General features: G+C 72.4%; 22 protein-coding genes. 13 read left to right on the forward strand and 9 right to left on the reverse strand.

Annotation, left to right across the window (positions count from 1 at the left end; genetic code table 11):
• The first annotated feature begins 20 nt into the window (after positions 1-20).
• From ABIQ69_RS14505 to ABIQ69_RS14540, 8 genes are all read left to right on the forward strand, one after another.
• Positions 21-971 (forward strand): TIGR03557 family F420-dependent LLM class oxidoreductase, encoded by a 951-nt coding sequence (locus ABIQ69_RS14505; RefSeq protein WP_350347836.1) that lies wholly within the window; start codon positions 21-23, stop codon positions 969-971.
• Between the two features lie 68 nt (positions 972-1,039).
• Positions 1,040-1,405: a PadR family transcriptional regulator gene (locus ABIQ69_RS14510; RefSeq protein ID WP_350347837.1), complete on the forward strand. Its 366-nt coding sequence runs from the start codon at positions 1,040-1,042 to the stop codon at positions 1,403-1,405.
• Positions 1,406-1,410: 5 nt separating this feature from the next.
• Entirely contained in the window at positions 1,411-2,832 is a 1,422-nt protein-coding gene (locus ABIQ69_RS14515) for a permease prefix domain 1-containing protein (protein WP_350347838.1), read from the forward strand.
• Between the two features lie 128 nt (positions 2,833-2,960).
• The gene (locus ABIQ69_RS14520) at positions 2,961-4,469 is read left to right on the forward strand and encodes a helix-turn-helix domain-containing protein (protein WP_350347839.1); all 1,509 of its coding nucleotides are present in this window, start codon (positions 2,961-2,963) and stop codon (positions 4,467-4,469) included.
• A 43-nt stretch (positions 4,470-4,512) separates the two neighbouring features.
• Positions 4,513-5,148 carry a GntR family transcriptional regulator gene (locus ABIQ69_RS14525; RefSeq protein ID WP_350347840.1) on the forward strand — a complete coding sequence of 212 codons (636 nt, stop codon included), beginning with the start codon at positions 4,513-4,515 and terminating at the stop codon, positions 5,146-5,148.
• Positions 5,145-5,627, forward strand: a complete 483-nt coding sequence (locus ABIQ69_RS14530; protein ID WP_350347841.1) for an OsmC family protein — start codon at positions 5,145-5,147, stop codon at positions 5,625-5,627. The genes ABIQ69_RS14525 and ABIQ69_RS14530 overlap by 4 nt, the downstream gene beginning before the upstream one ends.
• A 145-nt stretch (positions 5,628-5,772) precedes the next feature.
• Positions 5,773-7,221 carry an FAD-dependent oxidoreductase gene (locus tag ABIQ69_RS14535; RefSeq protein ID WP_350347842.1) on the forward strand — a complete coding sequence of 483 codons (1,449 nt, stop codon included), beginning with the start codon at positions 5,773-5,775 and terminating at the stop codon, positions 7,219-7,221.
• On the forward strand, positions 7,218-7,595 hold the full coding sequence (locus tag ABIQ69_RS14540) for a cupin domain-containing protein (protein ID WP_350347843.1): 378 nt from the start codon (positions 7,218-7,220) through the stop codon (positions 7,593-7,595). Before ABIQ69_RS14535 ends, ABIQ69_RS14540 begins: the two co-directional genes overlap by 4 nt.
• A 20-nt stretch (positions 7,596-7,615) precedes the next feature.
• On the opposite strand, the gene ABIQ69_RS14545 is transcribed toward ABIQ69_RS14540, so the two are convergent.
• From ABIQ69_RS14545 to ABIQ69_RS14555, 3 genes are all read right to left on the reverse strand, one after another.
• The gene (locus tag ABIQ69_RS14545; RefSeq protein WP_350347844.1) at positions 7,616-8,344 is read right to left on the reverse strand and encodes a helix-turn-helix domain-containing protein; all 729 of its coding nucleotides are present in this window, start codon (positions 8,342-8,344) and stop codon (positions 7,616-7,618) included.
• 4 nt (positions 8,345-8,348) lie between these two features.
• The gene (locus ABIQ69_RS14550; RefSeq protein WP_350347845.1) at positions 8,349-8,789 is read right to left on the reverse strand and encodes a VOC family protein; all 441 of its coding nucleotides are present in this window, start codon (positions 8,787-8,789) and stop codon (positions 8,349-8,351) included.
• Between the two features lie 97 nt (positions 8,790-8,886).
• A complete protein-coding gene (locus tag ABIQ69_RS14555) occupies positions 8,887-10,596 on the reverse strand; it encodes a PucR family transcriptional regulator (RefSeq protein WP_350347846.1) in 1,710 nt (569 codons plus the stop codon).
• 92 nt (positions 10,597-10,688) lie between these two features.
• Here ABIQ69_RS14555 and ABIQ69_RS14560 point away from each other — a divergent pair, with 92 nt between their 5' ends.
• The 4 genes from ABIQ69_RS14560 to ABIQ69_RS14575 all read left to right on the forward strand — a co-directional run bounded on the left by ABIQ69_RS14560 (position 10,689) and on the right by ABIQ69_RS14575 (position 15,631).
• On the forward strand, positions 10,689-12,173 hold the full coding sequence (locus ABIQ69_RS14560; protein WP_350347847.1) for a CoA-acylating methylmalonate-semialdehyde dehydrogenase: 1,485 nt from the start codon (positions 10,689-10,691) through the stop codon (positions 12,171-12,173).
• Positions 12,174-12,184: 11 nt separating this feature from the next.
• Positions 12,185-13,624 (forward strand): aspartate aminotransferase family protein, encoded by a 1,440-nt coding sequence (locus tag ABIQ69_RS14565; RefSeq protein ID WP_350347848.1) that lies wholly within the window; start codon positions 12,185-12,187, stop codon positions 13,622-13,624.
• Between the two features lie 105 nt (positions 13,625-13,729).
• A complete protein-coding gene (locus ABIQ69_RS14570; RefSeq protein WP_350347849.1) occupies positions 13,730-14,077 on the forward strand; it encodes a hypothetical protein in 348 nt (115 codons plus the stop codon).
• A gap of 39 nt (positions 14,078-14,116) precedes the next feature.
• Positions 14,117-15,631, forward strand: a complete 1,515-nt coding sequence (locus ABIQ69_RS14575) for an FAD-dependent oxidoreductase (protein ID WP_350347850.1) — start codon at positions 14,117-14,119, stop codon at positions 15,629-15,631.
• Here ABIQ69_RS14575 and ABIQ69_RS14580 read toward each other — a convergent pair.
• Genes ABIQ69_RS14580 through ABIQ69_RS14595 form a run of 4 tightly spaced genes read right to left on the reverse strand, consistent with a single transcriptional unit; the run spans position 15,516 to position 18,642 of the window.
• Positions 15,516-16,250, reverse strand: a complete 735-nt coding sequence (locus ABIQ69_RS14580; protein WP_350347851.1) for a Pr6Pr family membrane protein — start codon at positions 16,248-16,250, stop codon at positions 15,516-15,518. The genes ABIQ69_RS14575 and ABIQ69_RS14580 overlap by 116 nt on opposite strands.
• Positions 16,251-16,303: 53 nt before the next feature.
• A complete protein-coding gene (locus tag ABIQ69_RS14585; RefSeq protein ID WP_350347852.1) occupies positions 16,304-17,113 on the reverse strand; it encodes an amino acid ABC transporter ATP-binding protein in 810 nt (269 codons plus the stop codon).
• Entirely contained in the window at positions 17,097-17,765 is a 669-nt protein-coding gene (locus ABIQ69_RS14590; RefSeq protein WP_350347853.1) for an amino acid ABC transporter permease, read from the reverse strand. The genes ABIQ69_RS14585 and ABIQ69_RS14590 overlap by 17 nt, the downstream gene beginning before the upstream one ends.
• Before the next feature lie 52 nt (positions 17,766-17,817).
• Positions 17,818-18,642, reverse strand: a complete 825-nt coding sequence (locus ABIQ69_RS14595) for an amino acid ABC transporter substrate-binding protein (protein ID WP_350347854.1) — start codon at positions 18,640-18,642, stop codon at positions 17,818-17,820.
• Positions 18,643-18,907: 265 nt separating this feature from the next.
• On the opposite strand from ABIQ69_RS14595, the gene ABIQ69_RS14600 reads away from it, so the two are divergent.
• On the forward strand, positions 18,908-19,237 hold the full coding sequence (locus ABIQ69_RS14600) for a hypothetical protein (RefSeq protein WP_350347855.1): 330 nt from the start codon (positions 18,908-18,910) through the stop codon (positions 19,235-19,237).
• Positions 19,238-19,276: 39 nt separating this feature from the next.
• On the opposite strand, the gene ABIQ69_RS14605 is transcribed toward ABIQ69_RS14600, so the two are convergent.
• Positions 19,277-20,485 (reverse strand): acyl-CoA dehydrogenase family protein, encoded by a 1,209-nt coding sequence (locus tag ABIQ69_RS14605; RefSeq protein ID WP_350347856.1) that lies wholly within the window; start codon positions 20,483-20,485, stop codon positions 19,277-19,279.
• Positions 20,482-21,621: a CoA transferase gene (locus ABIQ69_RS14610; RefSeq protein WP_350347857.1), complete on the reverse strand. Its 1,140-nt coding sequence runs from the start codon at positions 21,619-21,621 to the stop codon at positions 20,482-20,484. The genes ABIQ69_RS14605 and ABIQ69_RS14610 overlap by 4 nt, the downstream gene beginning before the upstream one ends.
• Positions 21,622-21,734 lie beyond the last annotated feature (113 nt).

Raw genomic sequence — 21,734 nt, forward strand, 5'->3', positions numbered from 1 at the left:
GAGACGAACGGAGGCGTGACATGACCCAGTACGGCTACAAGCTCGCGGCGGAGGGGTACGGCCCCGCGGAGCTCCGTCGGCAGGCGCGGCTCGCTGAGGAGGCCGGGTTCGACTTCGTCGAGATGAGCGATCACTACCATCCCTGGCTGGACTCGCAGGGGCATTCGCCGTTCGCGTGGACGGTGCTCGGCGCGATCGCCGCCGAGACCGAGCGCATCGGGCTCGCGACCGGTGTGACCTGCCCGACCGTGCGGTACCACCCGGCGATCATCGCGCAGGCCGCCGCGACCCTGCAGCTGGTCTCCGACGGACGATTCACCCTCGGGCTCGGCAGCGGCGAGCGGCTGAACGAGCACGTCGTCGGCCGGGGATTCCCGGCCGTGGCGGACCGGCAGGCGATGCTCCGCGAGGCGATCGAGATCATCCGGCTCCTCTGGGAGGGCGGTTACCAGTCGTACCGCGGCGAGTGGCTGGACCTCGAGGACGCCAGGGTCTTCGATCTGCCCGACATCCTGCCGCCCATCGCGGTGGCGGCCGGCGGGCCGAGCGCCGCGCGCCTCGCGGCGGAGCTCGGCGACGGCATGTTCGGCACCGAGCCGAAACCCGAGCTGCACGAGGCATACGAGTCCGCGGGCGGCACCGGGCCGCGGTACGGCGAGGTCGGTCTCGCGTGGGCGCCGACCGAAGCGGAGGCCATCGACGCCGCGTTCGCCTCCGCCCGGTGGTCGCTCACCGGCTGGAAGGTGATGAGCGAGCTGCCGAATCCGGCGAACTTCGAGGCATCCGCGTCGCTCGCGCGCAAGGAGGACATCTCGGCGGCGATGCCATGCGGTCCCGACGCGGCGCGCCACCTGGAGGCGATCCGCGAGTACGAGCAGGCGGGTTACGACCATGTGGTGCTGATGAACAACGGGCCCGACCCCGAGGGATTCATCCGCTTCTTCGCGGAGGAGCTGCGCCCCGCGCTCTGAACCGCTCGCAGCACGGGCGTGATACCTTGTAGCTCTAGGTACGTAGATCTTCAAGGTATGGAGGCGCCATGCGCATCGGCAAAGACCTCGTCGCAGCGGCCGCGACCCCGGTCGTGCTCGGCATCCTGGCCGACGGCGAGTCGTACGGGTACGCCATCCTCCAGCGCATCGCCGACCTCTCGGACGGCGAGCTGCAGTGGAGCGACGGCATGCTCTACCCGCTGCTGCACCGGCTCGAACGGCTCGGCCACATCGAGTCGGAGTGGCGGCAGTCCGACTCGGGCCGCGCGCGGAAGCACTACCGGCTGAGCGCGGCGGGCGCCGCCGCGCTCGCCGAGCAGCGCCGGCAGTGGACCATCGTCGGCGACGTGCTGAACCGCGTCTGGCCGCCCGACGGCGGCCCTCGCGCGAGCCTCGCGTACGGACAGGGGTGAGCGCGATGACGGATGCCACGCAGCAGACCCCCGGCACCGACGACCTCGAGGCGCTCATCGGCTCCTGGCGCGCGTGGATGCTCCGCCGCGACGCCGTGACCGAGGCCGATGTCGACGAGCTCGAGGGCCACCTGCGCGACCGGGTCGACGACCTGTCGGCCCGCGGCCTCTCGGGCGACGAGGCGTTCCTCGTCGCGGTGAAGCGGCTCGGCCGCATCGACGACCTCGCCCGCGAGTACGCCCGCGAGCACTCCGAGCGGCTCTGGAAGCAGCTCGTGCTGGGCGACGCGCCGGCGAACGGCGGCCCGCGCGTTGGCGGCAGCGCGGGCACCGGATCCGCGCCGCGGCCGCGCCGGGCGACCGGCCTCGCGGTGGCGCTCGGACTCGGCGTCGGCGCCGGCCTCGCGATCAAGGCGCCCTCCCTCGCCGGGCTCGACCTCGCGAGCGACCCGTCGTTCTTCCTTCGCAACGCGGTGCTCCTCGTGCTGCCGTTCCTCGCGGCGTACTTCGCCTGGCAGCGCCGGCTCGCCCTCGTGCCGGCCGCCGTGGTCGCGGGCTCGTTCGTGCTCGCGGCCGTCGTGCTGAACGCGTTCCCGTTCGACCCGATGGGCGCCACCGAGGTGCTCGCCTCGATCCACGCGGCGGTCGCACTGTGGCTGGTGACGGGGCTCGCCTACAGCGGCGGCGAGTGGCGCGGCGAGCGGCCCCGGATGGACTTCGTGCGCTTCAGCGGGGAGTGGTTCGTCTACTTCGTGCTCCTCGCGCTCGGCGGCGGGGCGCTTTCCGGCCTCACCATCGCGGTCTTCGCGGCGATCGGCGTCGACGTCTCGTGGTTCGTGCTCGACTGGGTGCTGCCGTGCGGCGCGGCCGGCGCGGTGCTCGTGGCGGCGTGGCTCGTGGAGGCGAAGCAGCGGGTGATCGAGAACATCGCCCCGGTGCTCACCAAGGTCTTCACCCCGCTCGTCACGGTCATGATGCTCGCCCTCATCGTGGCGGCCCTCGTGCAGTGGAACCTCGTCGACGCGAGCCGCGACCTGCTGATCGCCTTCGACCTCGTGCTCATCGTCGTGGTCGCGCTGCTCGTCTACTCGATCTCGGCGCGCGACCCGCTCGCGGCGCCCGGCTGGTTCGACCGGCTGCAGGTGCTCATGCTCGCGAGCGCGCTCGTCGTGGACGTCGTCGTGCTCATCGCGATGATCGGTCGCACCGGCGAGTTCGGCTTCAGCGCGAACAAGACCGCGTCGCTCGGCCTGAACCTCATCCTCGCGGCGAACCTCGCCCGGGCGCTGTGGCTGCAGCTCGGCTTCGTGCGCGGCCGTCGCGGGTTCGGCGCGGTCGAGCGCTGGCAGATGTCGTACCTGCCGGTCTACCTCGCATGGGCGGCGATCGTCGTGCTGGCCTTCCCGCCGGTCTTCGACTTCGCCTGAACGATCCGCGATCTTCGCGGCACGAACGGCGACGAGGATGCCTCTGCCCGGGGCATCCTCGTCGTCGTTACAGAACTTCCGCAGTTCTTCCGTTTGCGGCGCCGGGGAGCCCGTGTGACCATCGAGGCATGGTCATCGCGGATCGAACCGGCACGGAGGCGCTCCACGCGCGCGCCGAGACCGAGCCCGAGACCTCGGCGGGCGAGGTCGATGCCCTCACGCTCGGCCGACGCATCCGCGACCGTCGCACCGCGATCGGGATGACCCTCGGCCAGCTCGCCACCGCGATCGACCGCGCGCCGTCGCAGGTCAGCGCGATCGAGAACGGCAAGCGCGAGCCGCGACTGTCGATGCTGCGCACCATCGCCCTCGCGCTCGGCACCACCGCCGATGAGCTGCTGCGGCCGGATGCCCCGTCGGAGCGGGCCGCCCTCGAGATCGCCGTCGAACGCGCGCAGCGGGGTCCGGTGTTCCAGGCGCTGGGCCTCGCGCCCTTCCGGGTCTCCAAGACGATGAGCGACCAGACGCTCGAGACGATCCTCGCGCTGCACCACGAGATCGACCGGCTGCACCGCGAGCGGGCGGCGACGCCGGAGGAGGCTCGGCGGGCGAACGCCGAACTCCGCGCCGAAATGCGCGCCCGGGACAACTTCTCCCCCGAGCTGGAGGCGAAGGCGGCCGAGCTGCTCGACGCCGTCGGCCACGCCGGGGGCCCCGTGTCGCACCAGCTCGTCGCCGACCTCGCGAACCACCTTGGGTTCTCGCTGCACTACGTCGGCGACCTGCCGCATTCCACCCGCTCGGTGACCGACAAACGCCATGGCCGCATCTACCTGCCGACCCAGCAGTCGCCCTCGCGGGACTCGCGCTCGCCCATCCTGCAGGCCCTCGCCTCGCACGTGCTCGGGCACGAGGAGCCGTCGAGCTATGGCGACTTCCTGCGCCAGCGCATCGAGACGAACTACCTCACGGCCGCGATCCTGCTGCCCGAGCAGGCGGCGGTGCGCTTCCTCACGGAGGCGAAGAACCTCAGGCGCATCTCCATGGAGGAGCTCCGCGACCACTTCGCCGTCTCATACGAGACCGCCGCGCACCGATTCACGAACCTGGCGACGGCCCGCCTCGGCATCCCCGTCCACTTCATGAAGGTGCACGAGTCGGGCACGATCATCAAGGCGTACGAGAACGACCGCGTGCGGTTCCCCTCCGATGCACTCGGCGCCGTCGAGGGCACGACCGTGTGCCGCAACTGGACCGCACGCACGGTTTTCGACGTCGAAGACCGGTTCAGCCCCTGGTACCAGTACACCGACACCCCGTCGGGCACGTTCTGGTGCACTTCCCGCATCGAGAAGGCGAAGGAGGGCGAGTACTCGGTCTCGGTCGGCGTGCCGTTCGAGCACGTGAAGTGGTTCCGCGGCCGCGAGACACCGCATCGGGCGGTGTCGCGCTGCCCCGACGAGTCCTGCTGCCGGCGGGCGCCCGATGCGCTCGCCGAGACGTGGGCGGATGCCTCGTGGCCGGCCGCCCGCACGCCGACGAGCCTCCTCGCGGCCCTGCCGACGGGAACGTTCCCGGGCGTGGACCAGACCGAGGTCTACCAGTTCCTGGAGGCGCACGCGCCGCGCGAGCCGTGACGCATTGCATGCACTATTCTCTATTGCATGCAATACTGACGGCATGGCCACCGTCACCGACGCACTGCGCGACCTCGTCATCCGCGGCGCCTTCGACGACGCCGACCGGGTGAGCGAGAGCGCCATCGCCGAGCGACTGGGCGTCAGCCGCACCCCGGTGCGGGAGGCGCTGCAACGTCTCGAAGCGGAAGGGCTCGTCTTCGCCCAAGGCCGAGGCGTGCGGGTCCGGCGCCGATCGCCCGCCGAGCTCCGTGAGGTGTTCGAGGCGCGCGCCGCGCTCGATGCCGCCGCGGCCGCCCGGCTCGCCCGGTTGCAGCGCGAGGGGCTCCTGGCGCCGGCGCACCTCGCCGAGCTCGACCGACTCGCCGAGGAGACCGACGCGGCGACCCGAGCCGGCGACCTCGCCCTCGCGACGACCCGCAACCGCCGGTTCCACGAGCACGTCGCCGAGCTCGCGGGCAACGCGGTCATCGCCCAGACCCTCGCGCGCTTCTGGGATCAGATCGAGATCTCTACGCGCGCCGAACTCCACCGCCCCGCCCGCGTCCGCGCGGTCCACGACGAGCACCTCGCACTGCTCCGAGCCATCCGCGCCGGCGACGCGCGCACCGCCGCCGCGGTCGCCGAGCACCACGCGCTGGACACCAGCACCATCACCGAACCCCAGGAGGCCCCATGACCCGCGACCACCACTACGCCATCGAGCTCGCCTGGACCGGCAACGACGGCGACGGCAACCGCAGCTACCGCGGCTACCGCCGCGACCACGTACTGTCCGCGCCCGGGCTGCCGGACATCCCCGGCTCCTCCGACCCCTCGTTCCGGGGCGATCCCGCGCGCTGGAATCCCGAGCAGCTGCTCGTCGCCTCCATCGCCCAGTGCCACCTGCTCTGGTATCTGCACCTCGCGTCGACGGCCGGGGTCGTCGTGACCGCGTACGAGGATGCGCCCACGGGCACCATGGGCGAGGAGCCGGGCGGAGCGGGCGCGTTCAGCGAGGTGACCCTGCGACCGCGGGTCACGATCAGCGCCGAGAGCGACCCCGAGGCCGCGGCGGCCGTGCACGAGCGGGTCGGCGACTTCTGCTTCATCGCGCGGTCGGTGAACTTCCCGATCCGCCACGAGCCCGTCATCCTCGTCGAGGGCGGGCAGGCCTGATCGCTCCACTGCGCCTGCCGGCGATCGGATGCCCCGGCCGGACGACCCGTCCCGCCGAGGCATCCGATCGCGACACCCGGCAGTGGCGCCGGCACCCCCGCGACCGCGAGGATGAAGGCACCACAACCGCATCGGAGTGATTTCCGTGGGCACGACCGTCTTCGAACGACGCCGACCGTCCGACTCCGTCGTCGAGCACGCGCTCGACGGCGCCCGACACGCCGTGTTCTGGCGCGACGACCTGCCCGAGGGGCTGAAGCCCGACCGGCCCCGGCTGACGGGGACCCGCGTGGCCGATCTCGTCGTCGTCGGCGGCGGGTACACCGGACTCTGGACCGCACTGCTCGCCAAGGAGCGCCACCCTGACGCGCACGTCGTGGTCGTCGAGGCGAAGCGCGTGGGCTGGGCGGCATCCGGTCGGAACGGCGGGTTCTGCGAGGCGAGCCTCACGCACGGCTACGACAACGGCGTCTCCCGCTGGCCGCGCGAGATGCCGCTCCTCGAACGACTCGGCCTCGAGAACCTCGACGCGATCGAGGCGGCCGAGACCCGCTACGGGATGGACTTCCAGTTCGAACGGACGGGGCAGCTCGCTCCGGCCGTCGAGCCGCACCAGGTCGAATGGCTGCACGAGTGGGCCGCCGAGGCGGCGTCGCGCGGCGAGGAGGGCGTGGTCTTCCTCGACGAGGCCGAGGTGCGGGCAGCGGTCGATTCGCCGACCTACCTGGCCGGCATCTGGGAGCAGCGCACGAACGGTCTGCTGCACCCGGCACGGCTTGCGGCCGAGCTCGCCCGCGTCGCCGAGGAGCGCGGCGTCGAGATCTTCGAGCGGTCGCCCGTCCGCCGTCTCGAGACGCCGGGCTCGACGGGCGCCGTCGAGGTGATCACCGACGGCGGGCGCGTCGATGCCGCCCGCGCCGTGCTCGCGACCAACGTGTTCCCCTCGCTGCTGAAGCGCAACCGCCTGATGACCGTGCCGGTGTACGACTACGTGCTCATGACCGAACCGCTCACCGCCGAGCAGCGCGCCTCGATCGGGTGGCGCGACCGGCAGGGCATCGGCGACCTCGCCAACCAGTTCCACTACTACCGGCTCACGCAAGACGACCGCATCCTCTTCGGCGGGTACGACGCCATCTACCACTACGGCCGCCGCGTGCGGGAGTCGTACGAGCGCCGACCCGAGTCGTGGCGGCGGCTCGCGAGCCATTTCTTCACGACCTTCCCCCAGCTCGAGGGCGTGCGGTTCAGCCACCAGTGGGCCGGCGCGATCGACACGAGCACGCAGTTCACCGCGTTCTTCGGCACCGCGCGCGACCACCGGGTCGCCTACGCCGCGGGCTTCACGGGCCTCGGCGTCGGCTCGACGCGCTTCGCGGCCGAGGTCATGCTCGATCTGCTGGAGCGCCGCGAGAACCAACGGACCTCGCTCGAGATGGTGCGGAAGCGCCCGCTGCCCTTCCCGCCCGAACCCGCTGCGGCGATCGGCATCAACGCCACCCGCTGGTCGCTCGACCGGGCCGACCACAACGCCGGCAAGCGCAACCTGCTGCTGAAGACCCTCGACGCACTCGGCCTCGGATTCGACTCGTGACGAGTGACGCGGCGGTGCGACTCGTCTCCGGCATGGCGACGGATGCCTCGACCCTGCCGCTCGCGCACGAGCCGGTGCCGGCCGACCAGGTCGTGGCCGGTGCGCCGACGACGGGGTCGGCCGTACTCGACGCCGGAGCCGCGGAGGCGGCTGCGCCCGAGATCGGCGTGTGGGAGATGACCCCCGGGACGATGCGCGATGTCGAGGCCGACGAGGTGTTCGTCGTGCTCTCGGGCGACGCCACGGTCGAGTTCACCGACCCGCCGGGTCCGCCCGTCGAGCTCGGGCCGGGGTCGGTCCTCCGGCTCGACGCCGGCATGCGGACGGTGTGGACGGTCCGCGGGACGCTGCGGAAGGTCTACCTGGCCCCGTAGCACCCGCCCCGGCGCGCACCCTACGCGACCGACGCGGCCGCCTCCGCGTCGCGCGCACCGCCGACAGGCCCTGCGGGCTCGATGTGGAAGGTGCGGGTGAAACGCTCGAGGAACGCCGGTCGCCCGGAGAGCACCGACACCCGATCGGGATCGGCGTCGCCGGCGAGCAGGCCCGTCAGCGCCGCCGGGTCGGCGAGGAGCTCGAGAATCGCCTCGGGCGGCTCGGCCGACACCGCCCGCGCCGGTTGCGGGAGGGCGGCGGGCCCGACCGGGACGACGTCGAGCCGGTCGCCGACGACGGTCGCGGAAACCGAGGTGCCGGCGACGTGGAGGACGTACTCGGTCGGCGGCAGCCCGGCGGCGACGTCGGGCCGGAAGGCGGCGCGGAGCGTCGTGGCGAGCACGTCGGCGGTGACGATCTCACCGTCGCCGGGCTCGCCGAGCGCGGAGAAGCCCCAGCGCTCGAGTTCGAGCACCACCGGTTCGAGTGCGCGGCCGTACGCGGTGAGCTCGTAGCCGCCGCGCACGGTCGGCACCCGGCGGACGACACCGGCCTCCTGGAGCTCCTTCAGCCGATCGCTCAGGATGTTGGTCGGGATCCGCGGCAGCCCCTGCTTCAGGTCGCTGTAGCGGCGCGCGCCGTGGAGCAGGTCGCGGACGATGAGCAGCGCCCATCGTTCACCGATCCGTTCCACGGCGCGCGCGACGCCGCTGTACTGGCCGAGGCCTCGAACGGCGCGGGTGGCCATGCGATCAGGCCGTCGCCTGCGACTCGGCCCAGGCCTCGGGGCCCTGCTCGGCGGCGGCCGGCTCCATGTACAGGAAGGAGAGGTTGTTGCCGTCGGGGTCGTCGAGGTCGCGCGAGTACATGAACCCGAGGTCCTGCGCCTCGCGCGGCTCGGTGCCGCCCGCCGCGAGTCCCTTGGCGAGGATCTCGTCGACGGACTCGCGCGAGTCGCGGGTGAAGGCCAGCGAGACCTGCGCCTGGGTCTTGGGGTCGACGATCTGCTTGTCGGTGAAGGTCGCGAAGTACTCGCGGGTGAGCACCATGAAGTACAGGTGCTCGTCGATGACGACGCAGGCGGCGTTGTCGTCGGTGAAGGCGGGGTTGATGCTCCAGCCGAGCGACTCGTAGAAGGCCTTGGCCCGCGGGAGGTCGGTGGTGGTGAGGTTCACGAAGATGCTGCTGGACATGGGGTCCTCCGGTCGTGGTTCGGTCGATTGCGTTCCCGGGTTCGAGCCAAGCTTGCTCTTCGCAAGTGAACTTGTCAATAGCAAGTTTAGGGATGCCTCACCGCCTGGCCGACCTCCGAACGAGCAGCGCGAGATGCAGCGCCGTCTGCGTCTCGCCGTCGTCGAGATCGACGCCCAGCAGATCCTGGATGAGCGTGATCCGCTGATAGAACACCGACCGCGACAGATGCGAGGCGGATGCCGCCGCCGTGCGGTTGCCCGGATGTGCGAGCATCGCCGCGAGCACGTCGAGCAGGTCGCCCCCGCGCGCGAGGTCGTGCTCGACGAGGGGCGCGAGCATCGCCTCGCCGTGCGCGAGAAGCCGATGATCGTCACGGAGCGTCGCGACGAGCCGGACGAGGGGACGATTCTCTGCACGCCGGAGCTCCGGCCCGCGGCCCGAGAGCGTTCGCCCGCGGGGCGCGCGACCGCGGGCGAGGTCGACCGCCTCCTGGAGCGAGGCGAGGCCTCCTTCGACCCCGTCCGCCGCTGAGCCGATCGAGAGCACGAGCCGGTCGGCCGCCGACGGATCGGCGACGAGGCCCCGCGCGAGGCCGATCGCTGCCGCGTCGTCGAGCCGGCGACCGGGCGGAAGCGACAGCAGCACAGCGGCGCCCGCCCCTGGTGCGGAGCCCAGCCCCAGACCGCCCGCCCCGTCCGGCACCGCGCCGACCAGCGCCCGTCCGCCGAGCGCCCGGGCCGCGGCATCCGCTCGCTCGGCCGTCACGGCCGCCCCCACGGCGACCAGCCCGTGCAGTCGCGACCCCTCGATCGGGAGCCCCGCCGCCTCGAGGCGCGCCGCGGCGCCGTCGAACCCGGCGAACCGCCCCGAGAGCAGGTCGTCGACGAGCCGGCGGCGACCGATCCGCGCCCACTCGTCGGCTTCGCCGTCGGCCAGCCGGCCGAGCGCGAGCGCGATCGCCCCCTGCTCCAGCACGCTCGATCGACCGGCGGGATGCGCCGGCCCCGGCAGCGCGATGAGGCTGCCCCACCGGATGCCGCGGGCTTCGACGGGCACGATGAGCCAGCCGTCGGGCTCCGGCGCGCCACCCGAGGCGCGACGCTCCTCGTCGCGGCGGTGCGCCGATCGCGAGCGCGCCTCCCAGCCCGTGAAGAGCGCCGCCTCCGCGGCCGCGGGCACGTCCGCGGCGACCACCTCGTGCGCGAGGTTCTCGAGCACGACGGGCGCGTCGAGGGTGCGCGCGATCTGGTGGACGATGAAGTCGGCCGGCGACCCCCGGAGGGCGAGGGCGGTGAACCGCTCACGCACCTCGTCGCGGGCGCGGAGCGCGGCCGTCTGCTCGGAGATGATGCGGCTGTGCACCGCCTCGGTCAGCGTCACGAACTTCACCTCGCGGTGCAGGGCCACCAGGGCGAGCCCGTGCTCGCGAGCCGCCTCGACGACGACGGCGGGCACGAACCGGTAGTGCGCGCCGAGCTCCACGACAAGGCCCGCCACCCCGGCGGCGACGAGCCCGCCGACGAACCCGCGGAGCTCATCGGGTTCGGCCGGCCAGCCCGACCCCGTCGAGAGGAGGAGCTCGCCGCCGTCGAGGAGCCGGGCGACTCCCGCGCTGTCGGACACGTGCACCCAGCGCACGCGAGCGCCGAGCGCATCGCCGGCGTCGTCGCCCACGAGGACCTCGGGAACGCCGGCCGCGACCGCGTCGATGGCGAGGATCTCCCGCACGGTCGGCAGGCCCTGGTCGGCCGCCGCGCGTGACGGACGTTCCGTCCGGATCATCGCTCCTTCGCGACGGTCTGCCATCCGCGTGTCCCTTCGGGCTCTGCAACACTGAGGATCGCCAGCCTAGACGACGGCCGGTCGATCTGTCCGATGCGCACGCGAAGGAACCACCCATGAGCCTCATCCGCCACCACATCGACGGCCGCGAGGCCGGCGCCGCCGAGCGCACCGGCCCGGTCTTCGACCCCGCGACCGGCGTGCAGCAGCACGAGGTCGCCTTCGCCTCGACGGCGGAGGTGGAACAGGCCATCGCCGCGGCATCCGCCGCCCTGCCCGGCTGGCGGGCGACCGGCCTCGTGAAGCGGGCCGACGTGTTCTTCCGGCTCCGTCAGCTGCTCGTCGAGCGGCAGGACGAACTCGCCGCGATCATCACCAGCCAGCACGGCAAGGTGCTCTCCGACGCCAAGGGCGAGATCAGCCGCGGCATCGAGAACATCGAGTTCGCCGCGGGGCTCGTGCACCTGCTGAAGGGCGAGCACAGCGAGCAGGTCGCCCGCGGCGTCGACGTCCACTCCGTGAAGCAGCCCGTCGGCGTCGTCGGCTGCATCACGCCGTTCAACTTCCCGGTCATGGTGCCGCTCTGGATGGTCTCCTCGGCGATCGCCTGCGGCAACACCGTGGTGCTGAAGCCGAGCGAGAAGGACCCGGGCGCCTCCGTGTTCCTCGCCCGCCTCTTCGAGGAGGCCGGGCTGCCCGCGGGTGTGCTGAACGTCGTGCACGGCGACAAGGTCGCCGTCGACGCCATCCTCGACTCCCCCGTCATGAAGGCCGTGAGCTTCGTCGGCTCGACGCCGATCGCGAAGTCGATCTACGAGCGGGCCTCCTCGAACGGCAAGCGCGTGCAGGCCCTCGGCGGGGCGAAGAACCACATGGTCGTCATGCCCGACGCCGACCTCGACTCCGCGGCCGACGCCGCCGTCTCCGCCGCGTACGGCTCGGCCGGCGAGCGCTGCATGGCCGTGTCGGTGCTCGTCGCCGTCGGCGACGTCGCCGACCCGCTGATCGAGCGGGTCGCCTCGCGCATGGCGGCGCTGAAGATCGGCGCCGGCACGGATGCCTCGAGCGAGATGGGTCCCCTCATCACCCGCGAGCACCGCGACAAGGTCGCGTCGTACGTCACCGGCGCGGCCGCCGAGGGCGCGACCGTGGTGGTCGACGGCACGCAGGCCGAGTTCGACGGCGACGGCTTCTTCATCGGCACCTCGCTCATCGACCACGTGCGCCCCGGCATGAAGGTCTACGAGGACGAGATCTTCGGCCCGGTGCTCTCGGTCGTCCGGGTCGGCACCTACGAGGAGGCGGTCGAGCTCGTGAACGCGAACCGCTTCGCGAACGGCGTGGCGGTCTTCACCCGCGACGGCCGCACCGCGCGCCAGTTCGAGTTCGACATCGAGGTCGGCATGGTCGGCGTGAACGTGCCCATCCCGGTGCCGATCGGCGCCTTCTCGTTCGGCGGATGGAAGGACTCGCTGTTCGGCGACTCGCACATCTACGGCCCCGAGTCGATCCACTTCTACACCCGCTCGAAGGTCGTGACCACCCGCTGGCCGAACCCGTCCGAGTCGCAGATCAACCTCGGCTTCCCGAGCAACCACTGACGGAGCATCCGATGACCGACCTCCTCTCAGGAACCGACACGGCCACCGACGCCGAGACGCCGGCCGCGACCTACGCCGATCGCTCGGGCGAGCGGCATCCGCTGCCCGACCTCGACGCGGACGCGCGCGTGCGCGCCGACGACCGGGCGCACGTGTTCCACTCCTGGAGCGCGCAAGCGCTCATCGACCCGCTGCCCGTCGCGGCCGGCGAGGGCTCGACGTTCTGGGACTACCAGGGCAACGCCTACCTGGATTTCAGCTCGCAGCTGGTGAACCTCAACCTCGGGCACCAGCACCCCGACCTCGTGGCGGCGATCCAGCAGCAGGCCGGGCGGCTCGCGACGATCCAGCCGTCGATGGCCTCCGACGTGCGCGGCGAGCTCGCCCGCCGGATCGTCGAGGTCGCACCCGGCGACCTCGACAAGGTGTTCTTCACGAACGGCGGCGCCGACGCGAACGAGTACGCCGTGCGCCTCGCGCGTGCGGTCACCGGTCGCCGCAAGGTGCTCTCGATGTACCGCAGCTACCACGGCGGCACTGCGACGGCGATCTCGCTCACCGGCGACCCCCGGCGCTGGGCCAACGAGCCGAGCGACGGCAGCGTCGCCCACTTCCTCGGGCCGTACCCGTACCGTTCCTCGTTCCACGCCGACACCCCCGAGCAGGAGACCGAACGCGCGCTCGCCCATCTCGAGCAGGTCATCACGCTCGAGGGCGCCTCGACGATCGCCGCCGTCATCATCGAGACCGTCGTGGGCACCAACGGCGTGCTCGTCCCCCCGCCCGGCTACCTGCAGGGCGTGCGCGAGCTGTGCGACCGGTACGGCATCGTCTACATCGCCGACGAGGTCATGGTCGGCTTCGGCCGCATCGGCGAGTGGTTCGCCGTGAACCACTTCGGCGTGACTCCCGATCTCATCACCTTCGCGAAGGGCGTGAACTCGGGCTACGTCCCGCTCGGCGGCGTCGTCATCTCGCAGCGCATCGCCTCGCACTTCGACACGGTGGCCTTCCAGGGCGGCCTCACCTATTCGGGGCATCCGCTCGCCTGCGCGGCCGGCGTCGCGACCTTCGAGGTGTTCGAGCGCGACGGCATCCTCGAGCGCGTCCGCGACCTCGGGTCGCGCGTCGTGGAGCCGCGGCTGCGCGAGATCGCCGCCGCGCATCCCTCGGTCGGCGAGGTGCGCGGGCTCGGCCTCTTCTGGGCGATCGAGCTGGTCCGCGACCGTGCGACGCGCGAGCCGCTCGTGCCGTTCAACGCGTCCGGTGCGGATGCCGCGCCGATGGCGGAGGTCGCAGGCGCGTGCAAGCGCGCCGGCGTGTGGCCGTTCACGCACTTCAACCGGATGCACGTGGCACCGCCCCTGGTGATCGCCGAGGAGGAGCTGCGGCGAGGGCTCGACGTCATCGACGAGGCCCTCGCGATCGCCGACCGGTACGTCGTCGGGTAGCGCGCTCCCTCGAACTGGGGGCTGACGCGGGCCGTCGGCCCCACGAGCATGGCTCGCGTACCCCGTCGCCGGCCGGTCCGGCGCCGAGGGGAAGGGGGAACCACCATGCATCACCTGAGGAACGGCGCAGCCCTGGCCGCCGCCGCCGGATTCCTGCTCGCGCTGGGCGCGGCGTCTCCGGCGACGGCGGCGGGCAGCGCCGTCTGTCCGCAGACGGACGGCTGGACGAAGGTCGAGGAGGTCGCGGGCGACGCGACCTCGATCGGCTTCGCCGTGCCCGACGGCTACAAGGTCGTCGCGACGTGTGTGAAGAGCTCGACCGTCGTGGCGTACGCCGAGGTCGACGAGACCGACTGGGTCGAGTTCGAGTCACCCGCGTTCAACGGCAGAGGCACCCCGAAGGCCATCAGCCACTACGCGTACGTGCTCGTGGAGGACGACGACCGGAGGTAGCGCCCGCCGATCCGCCGCCGGGCGGTTTAGCCTGAGTCCATGGACTCCGAGGCGACGCCCGGCGGCATGGCCCGGCGGACCTTCCTGGCCGCCGCGCTCGCCGGCACCGCCTCCGTCGTCCTCGCGAGCTGCACCGCACCCGAGCCGACGCCGGTGCCGAGCACGACCCCTCCGCCCTCGCCGAGCCCCACCGCCACGACGGCCCCGCCGACGCTGCCGCCCGGAGTCCCCGCCCCGACGGCGATGCGGCGCAGCAGATGGGCGGCCGACCCCTTCGCCCGCGGCGCCTTCAGCTTCGACGCGGTCGGCTCGACCTCCAACCTCCGGGCCGATCTCTCCGCACCCGTCGCCGACCGGATCTGGTTCGCCGGCGAGGCGTGCTCCATGGACGCGCCCGGCACGCTGCACGGTGCGCTCGCCTCCGGTCTCGCGGCCGCGGACTCCGTCGCGCGCACCGCGGAGGACGGCGAACGCATCGCGGTGGTCGGCGCCGGCCTCGCCGGCCTCGCCGCCGCGAATCGGCTCGTCGAGCGCGGGTACGACGTCGTCGTCATCGAAGCCCGCGACCGCATCGGCGGGCGCATCCGCTCGGCCGATGACGAGGCCCTCACGGGCCGGCCGCGAGGCACGATCGAGCTCGGCGCGATGCTCGTCGCCGACGACGAGGCTCTCGCCGAGCTGCTCGACGAGGCCGGCGTCGAGGTCGGGCCGCTGCAGCCTCCCGTCGACGCGCGAACGCTCGAGGGCGTGTGGGCGCCGATCCAGCCCACCGGCATCGACGCGATCACGGCCGCGCGCGCGTGGGCGGAGACCTGGCCCTTCGACGTCGGCCTCACGACCGCGCTCGCCGCGAGCGGCGCCGGGGACCTGTCGACGGAACCCGACACCGAAGGTGTGCCCGGCCCGGCCCCCGCCGACTGGCTCGGCTACACGCTGCAGAGCGGCGTGCAGCCGCTCACCGGGGCACCGGCCCGCCTGGTCTCCGCGCGGGCCTTCGACCCCGCACGACTCTCGCAGCCGGCATCCCTGGTCACGGGCCGGCTCGCCGACGTGGTCGACGAGCTCGCGGCATCCGTCGACGTGGCGATCTCCAGCGTCGTCACCCGCATCGCCTACGACGACCGGCGCGTGAGCCTGCGCCTCGAGACCGGCGAGTCGCTTCGCGTGGACCGAGTCGTCGTGACCGCCCCGCTCGGCGTCCTGCAGACCGACACCATCCGATTCTCGCCCCGCCTGCCGCGCACGCACCAGCACGCGGTCTCGGTGCTCGGCATGGGCGTCGTCGACCTCGTCTGGCTGCGCTTCGACGAGGCGTTCTGGCGCACCGGCGCCGCGGGCGACCCCGTGCGCGAGGTGCTCACCGTCGTCGGCGAGACACCCGTCGTGGCTGCCTGGATCGACGCCGGCCTCGCCGGCGACGAACCCGTGCTCGCGGGAGTCATCGCCGGAGAGCAGGCTCGGCGGCTGGAGGAACTGGACGACGACGAGTTCCGCGACGAGGTGCTCGCCGCGCTCGCCCCGTTCGTCGCCGCCGCGCCCACAGGCGGCGGTTGAGGGCGACGAGCCCCGCCGTCACGGCCACGAAGATCGTCAGGCACAGCAGGCAGTACAGCACCACGCCCGACCAGCCGCCCACCTGCGTCTCGTCGAGGAAGAAGTATGGGAACCAGCCCACGTCCTGTCCGCGCACGAGCGTGTACCCGAGCCACAGCGTCGGATAGGCGAGGACCCAGCCGATCGTCGACCACGGCACGCGCGGGTTCACCGCCATAATGCTGTCCGTCGTCCACGCGACGAGCGCGAGCGCCGGCACCACGAAATGCAGCAGCGTGTCCGACCACGGCACCTCGATGCGGTAGTCGCGCGTCGAGGCCTGACTGACGATGAGCCCGAAGACGATGCCCGAGACCACGACGTACACCGTCGCGATCGTGCGGACGATCCCGAGCCAGGCGGGATCGCGGGGCGCCGCCAGCGCGAACACGCCGCCGACGACCAGCACGAGCACGGCGAGGAACGCCGACTGGATCGTGAAGTAGCTGAAGAAGTTCGCCGTCGCGAAGAAGCGGAACCCCAGCACGTACTGGAAGTTGCCGACGATGGCCACGACCTCGAGCACCGCGACCGCGAGGCGGAATCCGCCCAGGAACCGGCGCGCGGTACGCGGGGACATGCCTCCACGGTACGCGGCGCCGACGCCGACGCGCGTCGTCGGCGCCGGGCGGGTCAGTCGAACGGCCGGAGGATCCGGTCGAGGAACCGCCGCGTGCGTTCCTCACGGGGCGACGTGAACAGCTTCGCCGGCGCGCCGCGTTCCACGATGACCCCGCCGTCGAGGAAGACGACCTCGTCGGCCACCTGCCGCGCGAACGCGAGTTCATGGGTGACGATGACCATCGTCCACCCCTCGTCGGCGAGCTCCTTGATGACCAGCAGCACCTCGCCCACGAGCTCGGGGTCGAGTGCGCTCGTCGGCTCGTCGAAGAGCAGCAGGTCGGGTTCGAGTGCGAGCGCGCGCACGATGCCGACCCGCTGCTGCTGCCCGCCTGACAGCTCGAAGGGGTACGCGTCGCGCTTCTCGGCGAGCCCGACGCGGGCGAGCAGCGCCTCAGCGCGTGCCGTCGCCTCGGCGCGGGGCATCCGCTGCACCTGCACCGGGCCCTCGATCACGTTCTCGATGACCGTCATGTGCGGGAACAGGTTGTGCTGCTGGAACACCATCGCCGAGCGGTCGCGGAGCGCGTAGCGGGTCGCCTTCGGCAGCGGGCGGTCGGCGGCGAAGTCGATGCTCGGCCCGCCGTCGACCGTGAGCACGCCCGCGTCGGGCGTCTCGAGCCCGTTCAGCGAGCGCAGCACGGTCGTCTTGCCCGACCCGCTCGGTCCGATGAGGGCGACCACCTCGCCCCGGCGCACGTCGAGGTCGACGCCGCGGAGCACCTCGTTCCGGCCGAAGGCCTTCCGGATGCCGCGCACGGTCACGAGCACCGAGTCGTCGGGCGCCGCCTGCGGGGCGAGCGCGTCAGGCTGTGGCGACATAGCGATCGAGCCTCCTCTCGATGCGGGTCTGCCCGGCGGAGAGCACGAGGCAGAAGACCCAGTACACGAGCGCCGCCTCGAGGTAGAGCAGCATGAACTCCCGGCTGAACGCCGCGATCTCCTGCGCCACCCGGAACAGCTCGGTGACGAGGATGAGCGAGGCGAGCGAGGTGTCCTTCACCAGCGAGATGAACGTGTTCGACAGCGGGGGCACCGACACCCGGGCGGCCTGCGGCAGGATGATCCGCCGCAGGGTGCGGCCGCGGGACATCCCGATCGTGTACCCCGCCTCCCACTGGCCCTTCGGCACCGAGAGGATCGCCGCGCGGATCACCTCGGCGGCGTACCCGCCGACGTTCAGCGAGAACGCGGCGATCGCACTCGGCCACGGATCGATGACGAGCCCGATCGTCGGCAGACCGTAGAAGATCACGAAGAGCTGCACGAGCAACGGCGTGCCGCGGATGACCGAGACGTACGCGCGCGCGATCGCTCGGAGCACCCGGTTCTTCGAGATCCGCGCGAGGGCCACCCCGAGCGCGATCACGAGACCGATCACGAACGAGGCGAGCGCCAGCGGGATCGTGCCCGTCAGCCCGCCCAGCACGATGGGCCACAACGAGTCGAGGAACAGCTGCCAGCCGTCGCTCATGCCCGGCCTCCCTCCGGCGGCGTCCGCCGCGGAGCCACCATACCGGCGGAGCCTACTCGGAGACGTCCTCGCCGAAGTACTTCTCGCCGAGCTCGGCGAGCACGCCCTCCTCGCGGAGCTCCGCGAGGGCGCGGTCGATGGCCTCGACGAGCGCGGTCGACTCCTTGCGGGCCGCGAAGGCGCTGAGCGAGGGGTCATCGGTCTCGGCGGCGATCTCGATCGGGGCGCCCGGCGTGGTGTTCACGTAGTCGAGGAAGGTGAGCTTGTCGTTGATGGTCGCGTCGACCCGGCCCTGCTCGAGCAGAGCCACCGCCTGCGCCCAGCCCTCGACGGCCTCGACGTTCGCGCCCGACTCCTGCGCGAGCTCGTACCAGTTGCTCGTGAGCGACTGCGCCGTCGTCTTGCCGGCGAGGTCGTCGAAGCTCGAGATGGAGGTGTCGCCCTCGTTCACGACGATGACACCCGGTGAGACGGTGTACGGCTCGCTGAAGAGGTAGTCCTCCTCGCGCTCTGGGTTGATCGAGACCTGGTTCGCGACGACGTCGAAGCGGCCGGCGTCGAGGCCCGCGAAGATCGCGTCCCACTGGGTCTCCTGGAACTCGATCTCGAGGCCGAGCTTCTCCGCCACGGCCTCGGCGATCTCGACGTCATAGCCGACCAGGTCGCCCGAGCCCTCGTCGTGGAAGCTGAACGGCCGGTAGGTGCCCTCGGTGGCGACCGTCAGGGTGCCACCCGTGACGAGGCCGTACTCGTCGCCCTCCGCGGAGGCGCCGCCCTGCGTTCCGCCGTCGCCGGAGGAGCAGGCGGCGAGCGCGATCACCGCGGCGGATGCGGCGGCGAGACCGAGGACGGTGCGGAAACGGCGGGGGTGGGTCACGGAACGGCTCCTTCGTGGGGATGTCGGCTGCCGGAGGGCATCGATCGATCGCCCCCGACGGGTCAAGTCCAGCACGGGAGCACGACGGAGCCCAACCCGATGACGCCGTATGGCATTCCCGTCCGCCGTATTCCGTCGTCGGCATACCGGCTCGCCGGCGGGCACCGCAACCCCTCGTCCCCGCCGCCGGGGCATCGCTAGCGTGACGGACGTCGCGGGATCCCTCCCGCGTCGCGGTGCCCCCCACACCAACGGAAGGTCTGACATGATCACCCTGTCCTGGCTCCTCGTCATCGCCCTCGCCGGCGGCGTGCTCGCCCTCGTCGACGGCATCTGGCGGCTCCGCGCCCGCGGCGGTTCGACCGTCGTCGGCGTCATCGAGGTGATCGTCGCGGCGCTGTTCCTGCTGTCGCTGTTCCTGCCGAACATCCCCTTCGGCTCGATCGTGCTCGGCGTCGCCACGCTGATCGCCCTCGTGCTCGCCCTGTTCATCGGCGGCCGCACCGGCCGCGGGCTCACCGTGGCTGCGCTCGTCGTGGTCGCGATCTGGCTCGTCCTCGTGAACCACTGGCTGGTCATCCCCGGCGTCAACTGAGCCGGCCAGGCGGCCCCGGCCCGCGTCGCGCCGGGGCCGCTAGAACGCGCTCAGTCCCGTGAGCGCCCGACCGATGACGAGCTGGTGGATCTCGTCGGTGCCCTCGTACGTGCGCACCGATTCGAGGTTCGCGGCGTGCCGCATCACGGGCCACGCGTTCGTGATGCCGTCGCCAGCGAGGATCGACCGCGCCTCGTGGGCGATGCGCAGCGCCTCGCGCACGCTGTTGAGCTTGCCCACCGAGATCTGCGCCGGGGTGAGCGCGCCGCGTTCCTTCAGCCGGCCGAGGTGGAGGGCGAGCAGCACGCCCTTCTCGACCTCGACGAGCATGTCGGCGAGCTTGGCCTGGGTGAGTTGGTTCGCGCCGATCGGCTTGCCGAAGACCTCGCGGGTCACCGACCGTTCGAGCGCGGCTTCGAGGCACGAGCGGGCGGCGCCCATGGCGCCCCAGACGATGCCGTAGCGCGCCTCGTTCAGGCACCCGAACGGCCCCGAGAGCCCGGCCGCGCCCGGCAGCATCGCGTCGGCGGGCACCCGCACGCCGTCGAGCGCGATATCGCACTGCACCGACGCGCGCATCGAGAGCTTCCCGTCGATGGGCGTCGCCGTGAATCCCGGCGTGCCGGTGGGCACGAGGAAGCCGCGCACCGCGCGAGCGCCCTCGCCGGCGGTGTTCGCCCCGTCGGCGCCGGCCTCCTCGACGCGCGCCCAGACGACCGCCACGTCGGCGAGGGAGGCCAGCCCGATCCATCGCTTGGCGCCGTCGATGACCCACTCGTCGCCGTCGCGACGGGCCACCGTGGTCATGGCGGCGGGGTCGCTGCCGCCCTGCGGCTCGGTGAGGGCGAAGCATCCGATCAGCTCGCCGGCCGCCATGCCGGGCAGCCAGCGCTCCTTCTGCGCGTCCGAGCCGTACTTGTGGATGGCGCTCATCGCGAGCGAGCCCTGCACCGAGACGAACGTGCGCCAGCCGCTGTCGGCCGCCTCGAGCTCGAGGCAGACGAGTCCGTAGGCGACCGCTCCGGCGCCCGCGCAGCCGTACCCCGTCAGGTGCATGCCGAGGAACCCGGCCGCGCCGAGCTCGGGCACGAGCTCGCGGCGGAAGTGCTTGGCCTCGAAGTCCTCCTCGATGACCGGCACGATCCGCTCCTGCGCGAACGCGCGGGCGCGCTGCTGCCAGTCGCGCTCCTCCTCGGTGAGGAGGGCGTCGAGGTCGAAGACGGCGTCGATGCGGGGGGCGGTGGTCATCGGGGATCCTCTCGTCGGGATTCGGTGCTCCAGTCGGCTCCGGCGTGCTCGTCGAGCGCGGGCGGCGGGGTCCGGTAGGCGGCGGGCGCCCGCGACAGGCCGATCGGGTCGGCGATCGAGCGGCGGCCGTCGAGGTCGACGACGGGCTCGATCCCGAGCCCCTCGGCGAACGCGATCGCCTCGGCGACGTCGTTGACCAGGCCCGCGGGCACGCCCGCCTGAGTGAGCCGCTCGACCCAGTCGGCGGCGCGGCCGTTCGCGAGGGCGGCGACGAGCTCGTCGCGGAGCGCGTCGCGATGGCCCACGCGCGCCTCGTTCGTCGCGTAGCGCGCATCACCGGCGAGCCCCGGCCGGCCGAGCACGCCGGCGAGCGCCCGGAACTGGCGGTCGTTGCCGACGGCGATGACGAGGTCGCGATCGGCGGCGCGGAACACCGCGTACGGCGCGATCGAGGGGTGCTGGTTGCCGAGCCGGCGCGGCGGATGCCCCGTCGCGAGCGTCGACCCGGCCTGGTTGGTGAGTCCGGCGAGCAGGCCCTGCAGGAGGTTCACCTCGACGAGCTGCCCCTCCCCGCTACGGTCGCGCTCACGGAGCGCGAGCAGGATGCCGGCGACGGCGTTCTGCCCCGTGAGGACGTCGACCAGGGCGACGCCGACCTTCGCCGGCTCGCCGTCGGGCTCGCCCGTGATCGACATGAGCCCGCCGACGGCCTGCACGAGCAGGTCGTACCCGGCGAGGGTCGCCCCGGCGCCCGCACCGAAGCCGGTGATCGAGCAGTAGACGAGCCGCGGGTTGCGGGCACGCAGCTGCTCGTAGCCGAGCCCGAAGCGCTGCATGACGCCCGGCCGGAAGTTCTCCACGACGACGTCGGCGCTCGACGCGAGGCGCACGGCCTCGGCCCGCCCCGCCTCGGTCGTGAGGTCGAGCACGACCGACCGCTTGTTGCGGTTCACGCTGCCGAAGTACGTCGCCTCGCCCGAGGCATCCACCGGCGGCCGCCACGCGCGCGTGTCGTCGCCGCCCGGCGGTTCGACCTTGATTACGTCGGCGCCGAAGTCGGCGAGGGTCATGGTGGCGTACGGGCCCGCGAGCACGCGCGAGAAATCGGCGACGCGGATGTCTCGCAGCACGCCCATCGGCCCTCCTCAGCTCGACCACGGCCACCCTACCCATCGCCGGCGCGCCCGCCGGATGTACAGGTCGTCGAACGCGGCGCCCGCACTCGACACCTCGTCCATACCCGGCGGTT

The sequence above is a fragment of the Agromyces sp. G08B096 genome, from assembly GCF_040267705.1.
Lineage (GTDB): Bacteria > Actinomycetota > Actinomycetes > Actinomycetales > Microbacteriaceae > Agromyces.

Coding starts and splice junctions, on each gene's coding strand:
- ABIQ69_RS14505 (WP_350347836.1), top strand. CDS start 21: ATGACCCAGTACGGCTACAAGCTCGCGGCGGAGGGGTACGGCCCCGCG.
- ABIQ69_RS14510 (WP_350347837.1), top strand. CDS start 1,040: ATGCGCATCGGCAAAGACCTCGTCGCAGCGGCCGCGACCCCGGTCGTG.
- ABIQ69_RS14515 (WP_350347838.1), top strand. CDS start 1,411: ATGACGGATGCCACGCAGCAGACCCCCGGCACCGACGACCTCGAGGCG.
- ABIQ69_RS14520 (WP_350347839.1), top strand. CDS start 2,961: ATGGTCATCGCGGATCGAACCGGCACGGAGGCGCTCCACGCGCGCGCC.
- ABIQ69_RS14525 (WP_350347840.1), top strand. CDS start 4,513: ATGGCCACCGTCACCGACGCACTGCGCGACCTCGTCATCCGCGGCGCC.
- ABIQ69_RS14530 (WP_350347841.1), top strand. CDS start 5,145: ATGACCCGCGACCACCACTACGCCATCGAGCTCGCCTGGACCGGCAAC.
- ABIQ69_RS14545 (WP_350347844.1), bottom strand. CDS start 8,344: ATGGCCACCCGCGCCGTTCGAGGCCTCGGCCAGTACAGCGGCGTCGCG.
- ABIQ69_RS14550 (WP_350347845.1), bottom strand. CDS start 8,789: ATGTCCAGCAGCATCTTCGTGAACCTCACCACCACCGACCTCCCGCGG.
- ABIQ69_RS14555 (WP_350347846.1), bottom strand. CDS start 10,596: ATGGCAGACCGTCGCGAAGGAGCGATGATCCGGACGGAACGTCCGTCA.
- ABIQ69_RS14560 (WP_350347847.1), top strand. CDS start 10,689: ATGAGCCTCATCCGCCACCACATCGACGGCCGCGAGGCCGGCGCCGCC.
- ABIQ69_RS14565 (WP_350347848.1), top strand. CDS start 12,185: ATGACCGACCTCCTCTCAGGAACCGACACGGCCACCGACGCCGAGACG.
- ABIQ69_RS14570 (WP_350347849.1), top strand. CDS start 13,730: ATGCATCACCTGAGGAACGGCGCAGCCCTGGCCGCCGCCGCCGGATTC.
- ABIQ69_RS14575 (WP_350347850.1), top strand. CDS start 14,117: ATGGACTCCGAGGCGACGCCCGGCGGCATGGCCCGGCGGACCTTCCTG.
- ABIQ69_RS14580 (WP_350347851.1), bottom strand. CDS start 16,250: ATGTCCCCGCGTACCGCGCGCCGGTTCCTGGGCGGATTCCGCCTCGCG.
- ABIQ69_RS14585 (WP_350347852.1), bottom strand. CDS start 17,113: ATGTCGCCACAGCCTGACGCGCTCGCCCCGCAGGCGGCGCCCGACGAC.
- ABIQ69_RS14590 (WP_350347853.1), bottom strand. CDS start 17,765: ATGAGCGACGGCTGGCAGCTGTTCCTCGACTCGTTGTGGCCCATCGTG.
- ABIQ69_RS14600 (WP_350347855.1), top strand. CDS start 18,908: ATGATCACCCTGTCCTGGCTCCTCGTCATCGCCCTCGCCGGCGGCGTG.
- ABIQ69_RS14605 (WP_350347856.1), bottom strand. CDS start 20,485: ATGACCACCGCCCCCCGCATCGACGCCGTCTTCGACCTCGACGCCCTC.
- ABIQ69_RS14610 (WP_350347857.1), bottom strand. CDS start 21,621: ATGGGCGTGCTGCGAGACATCCGCGTCGCCGATTTCTCGCGCGTGCTC.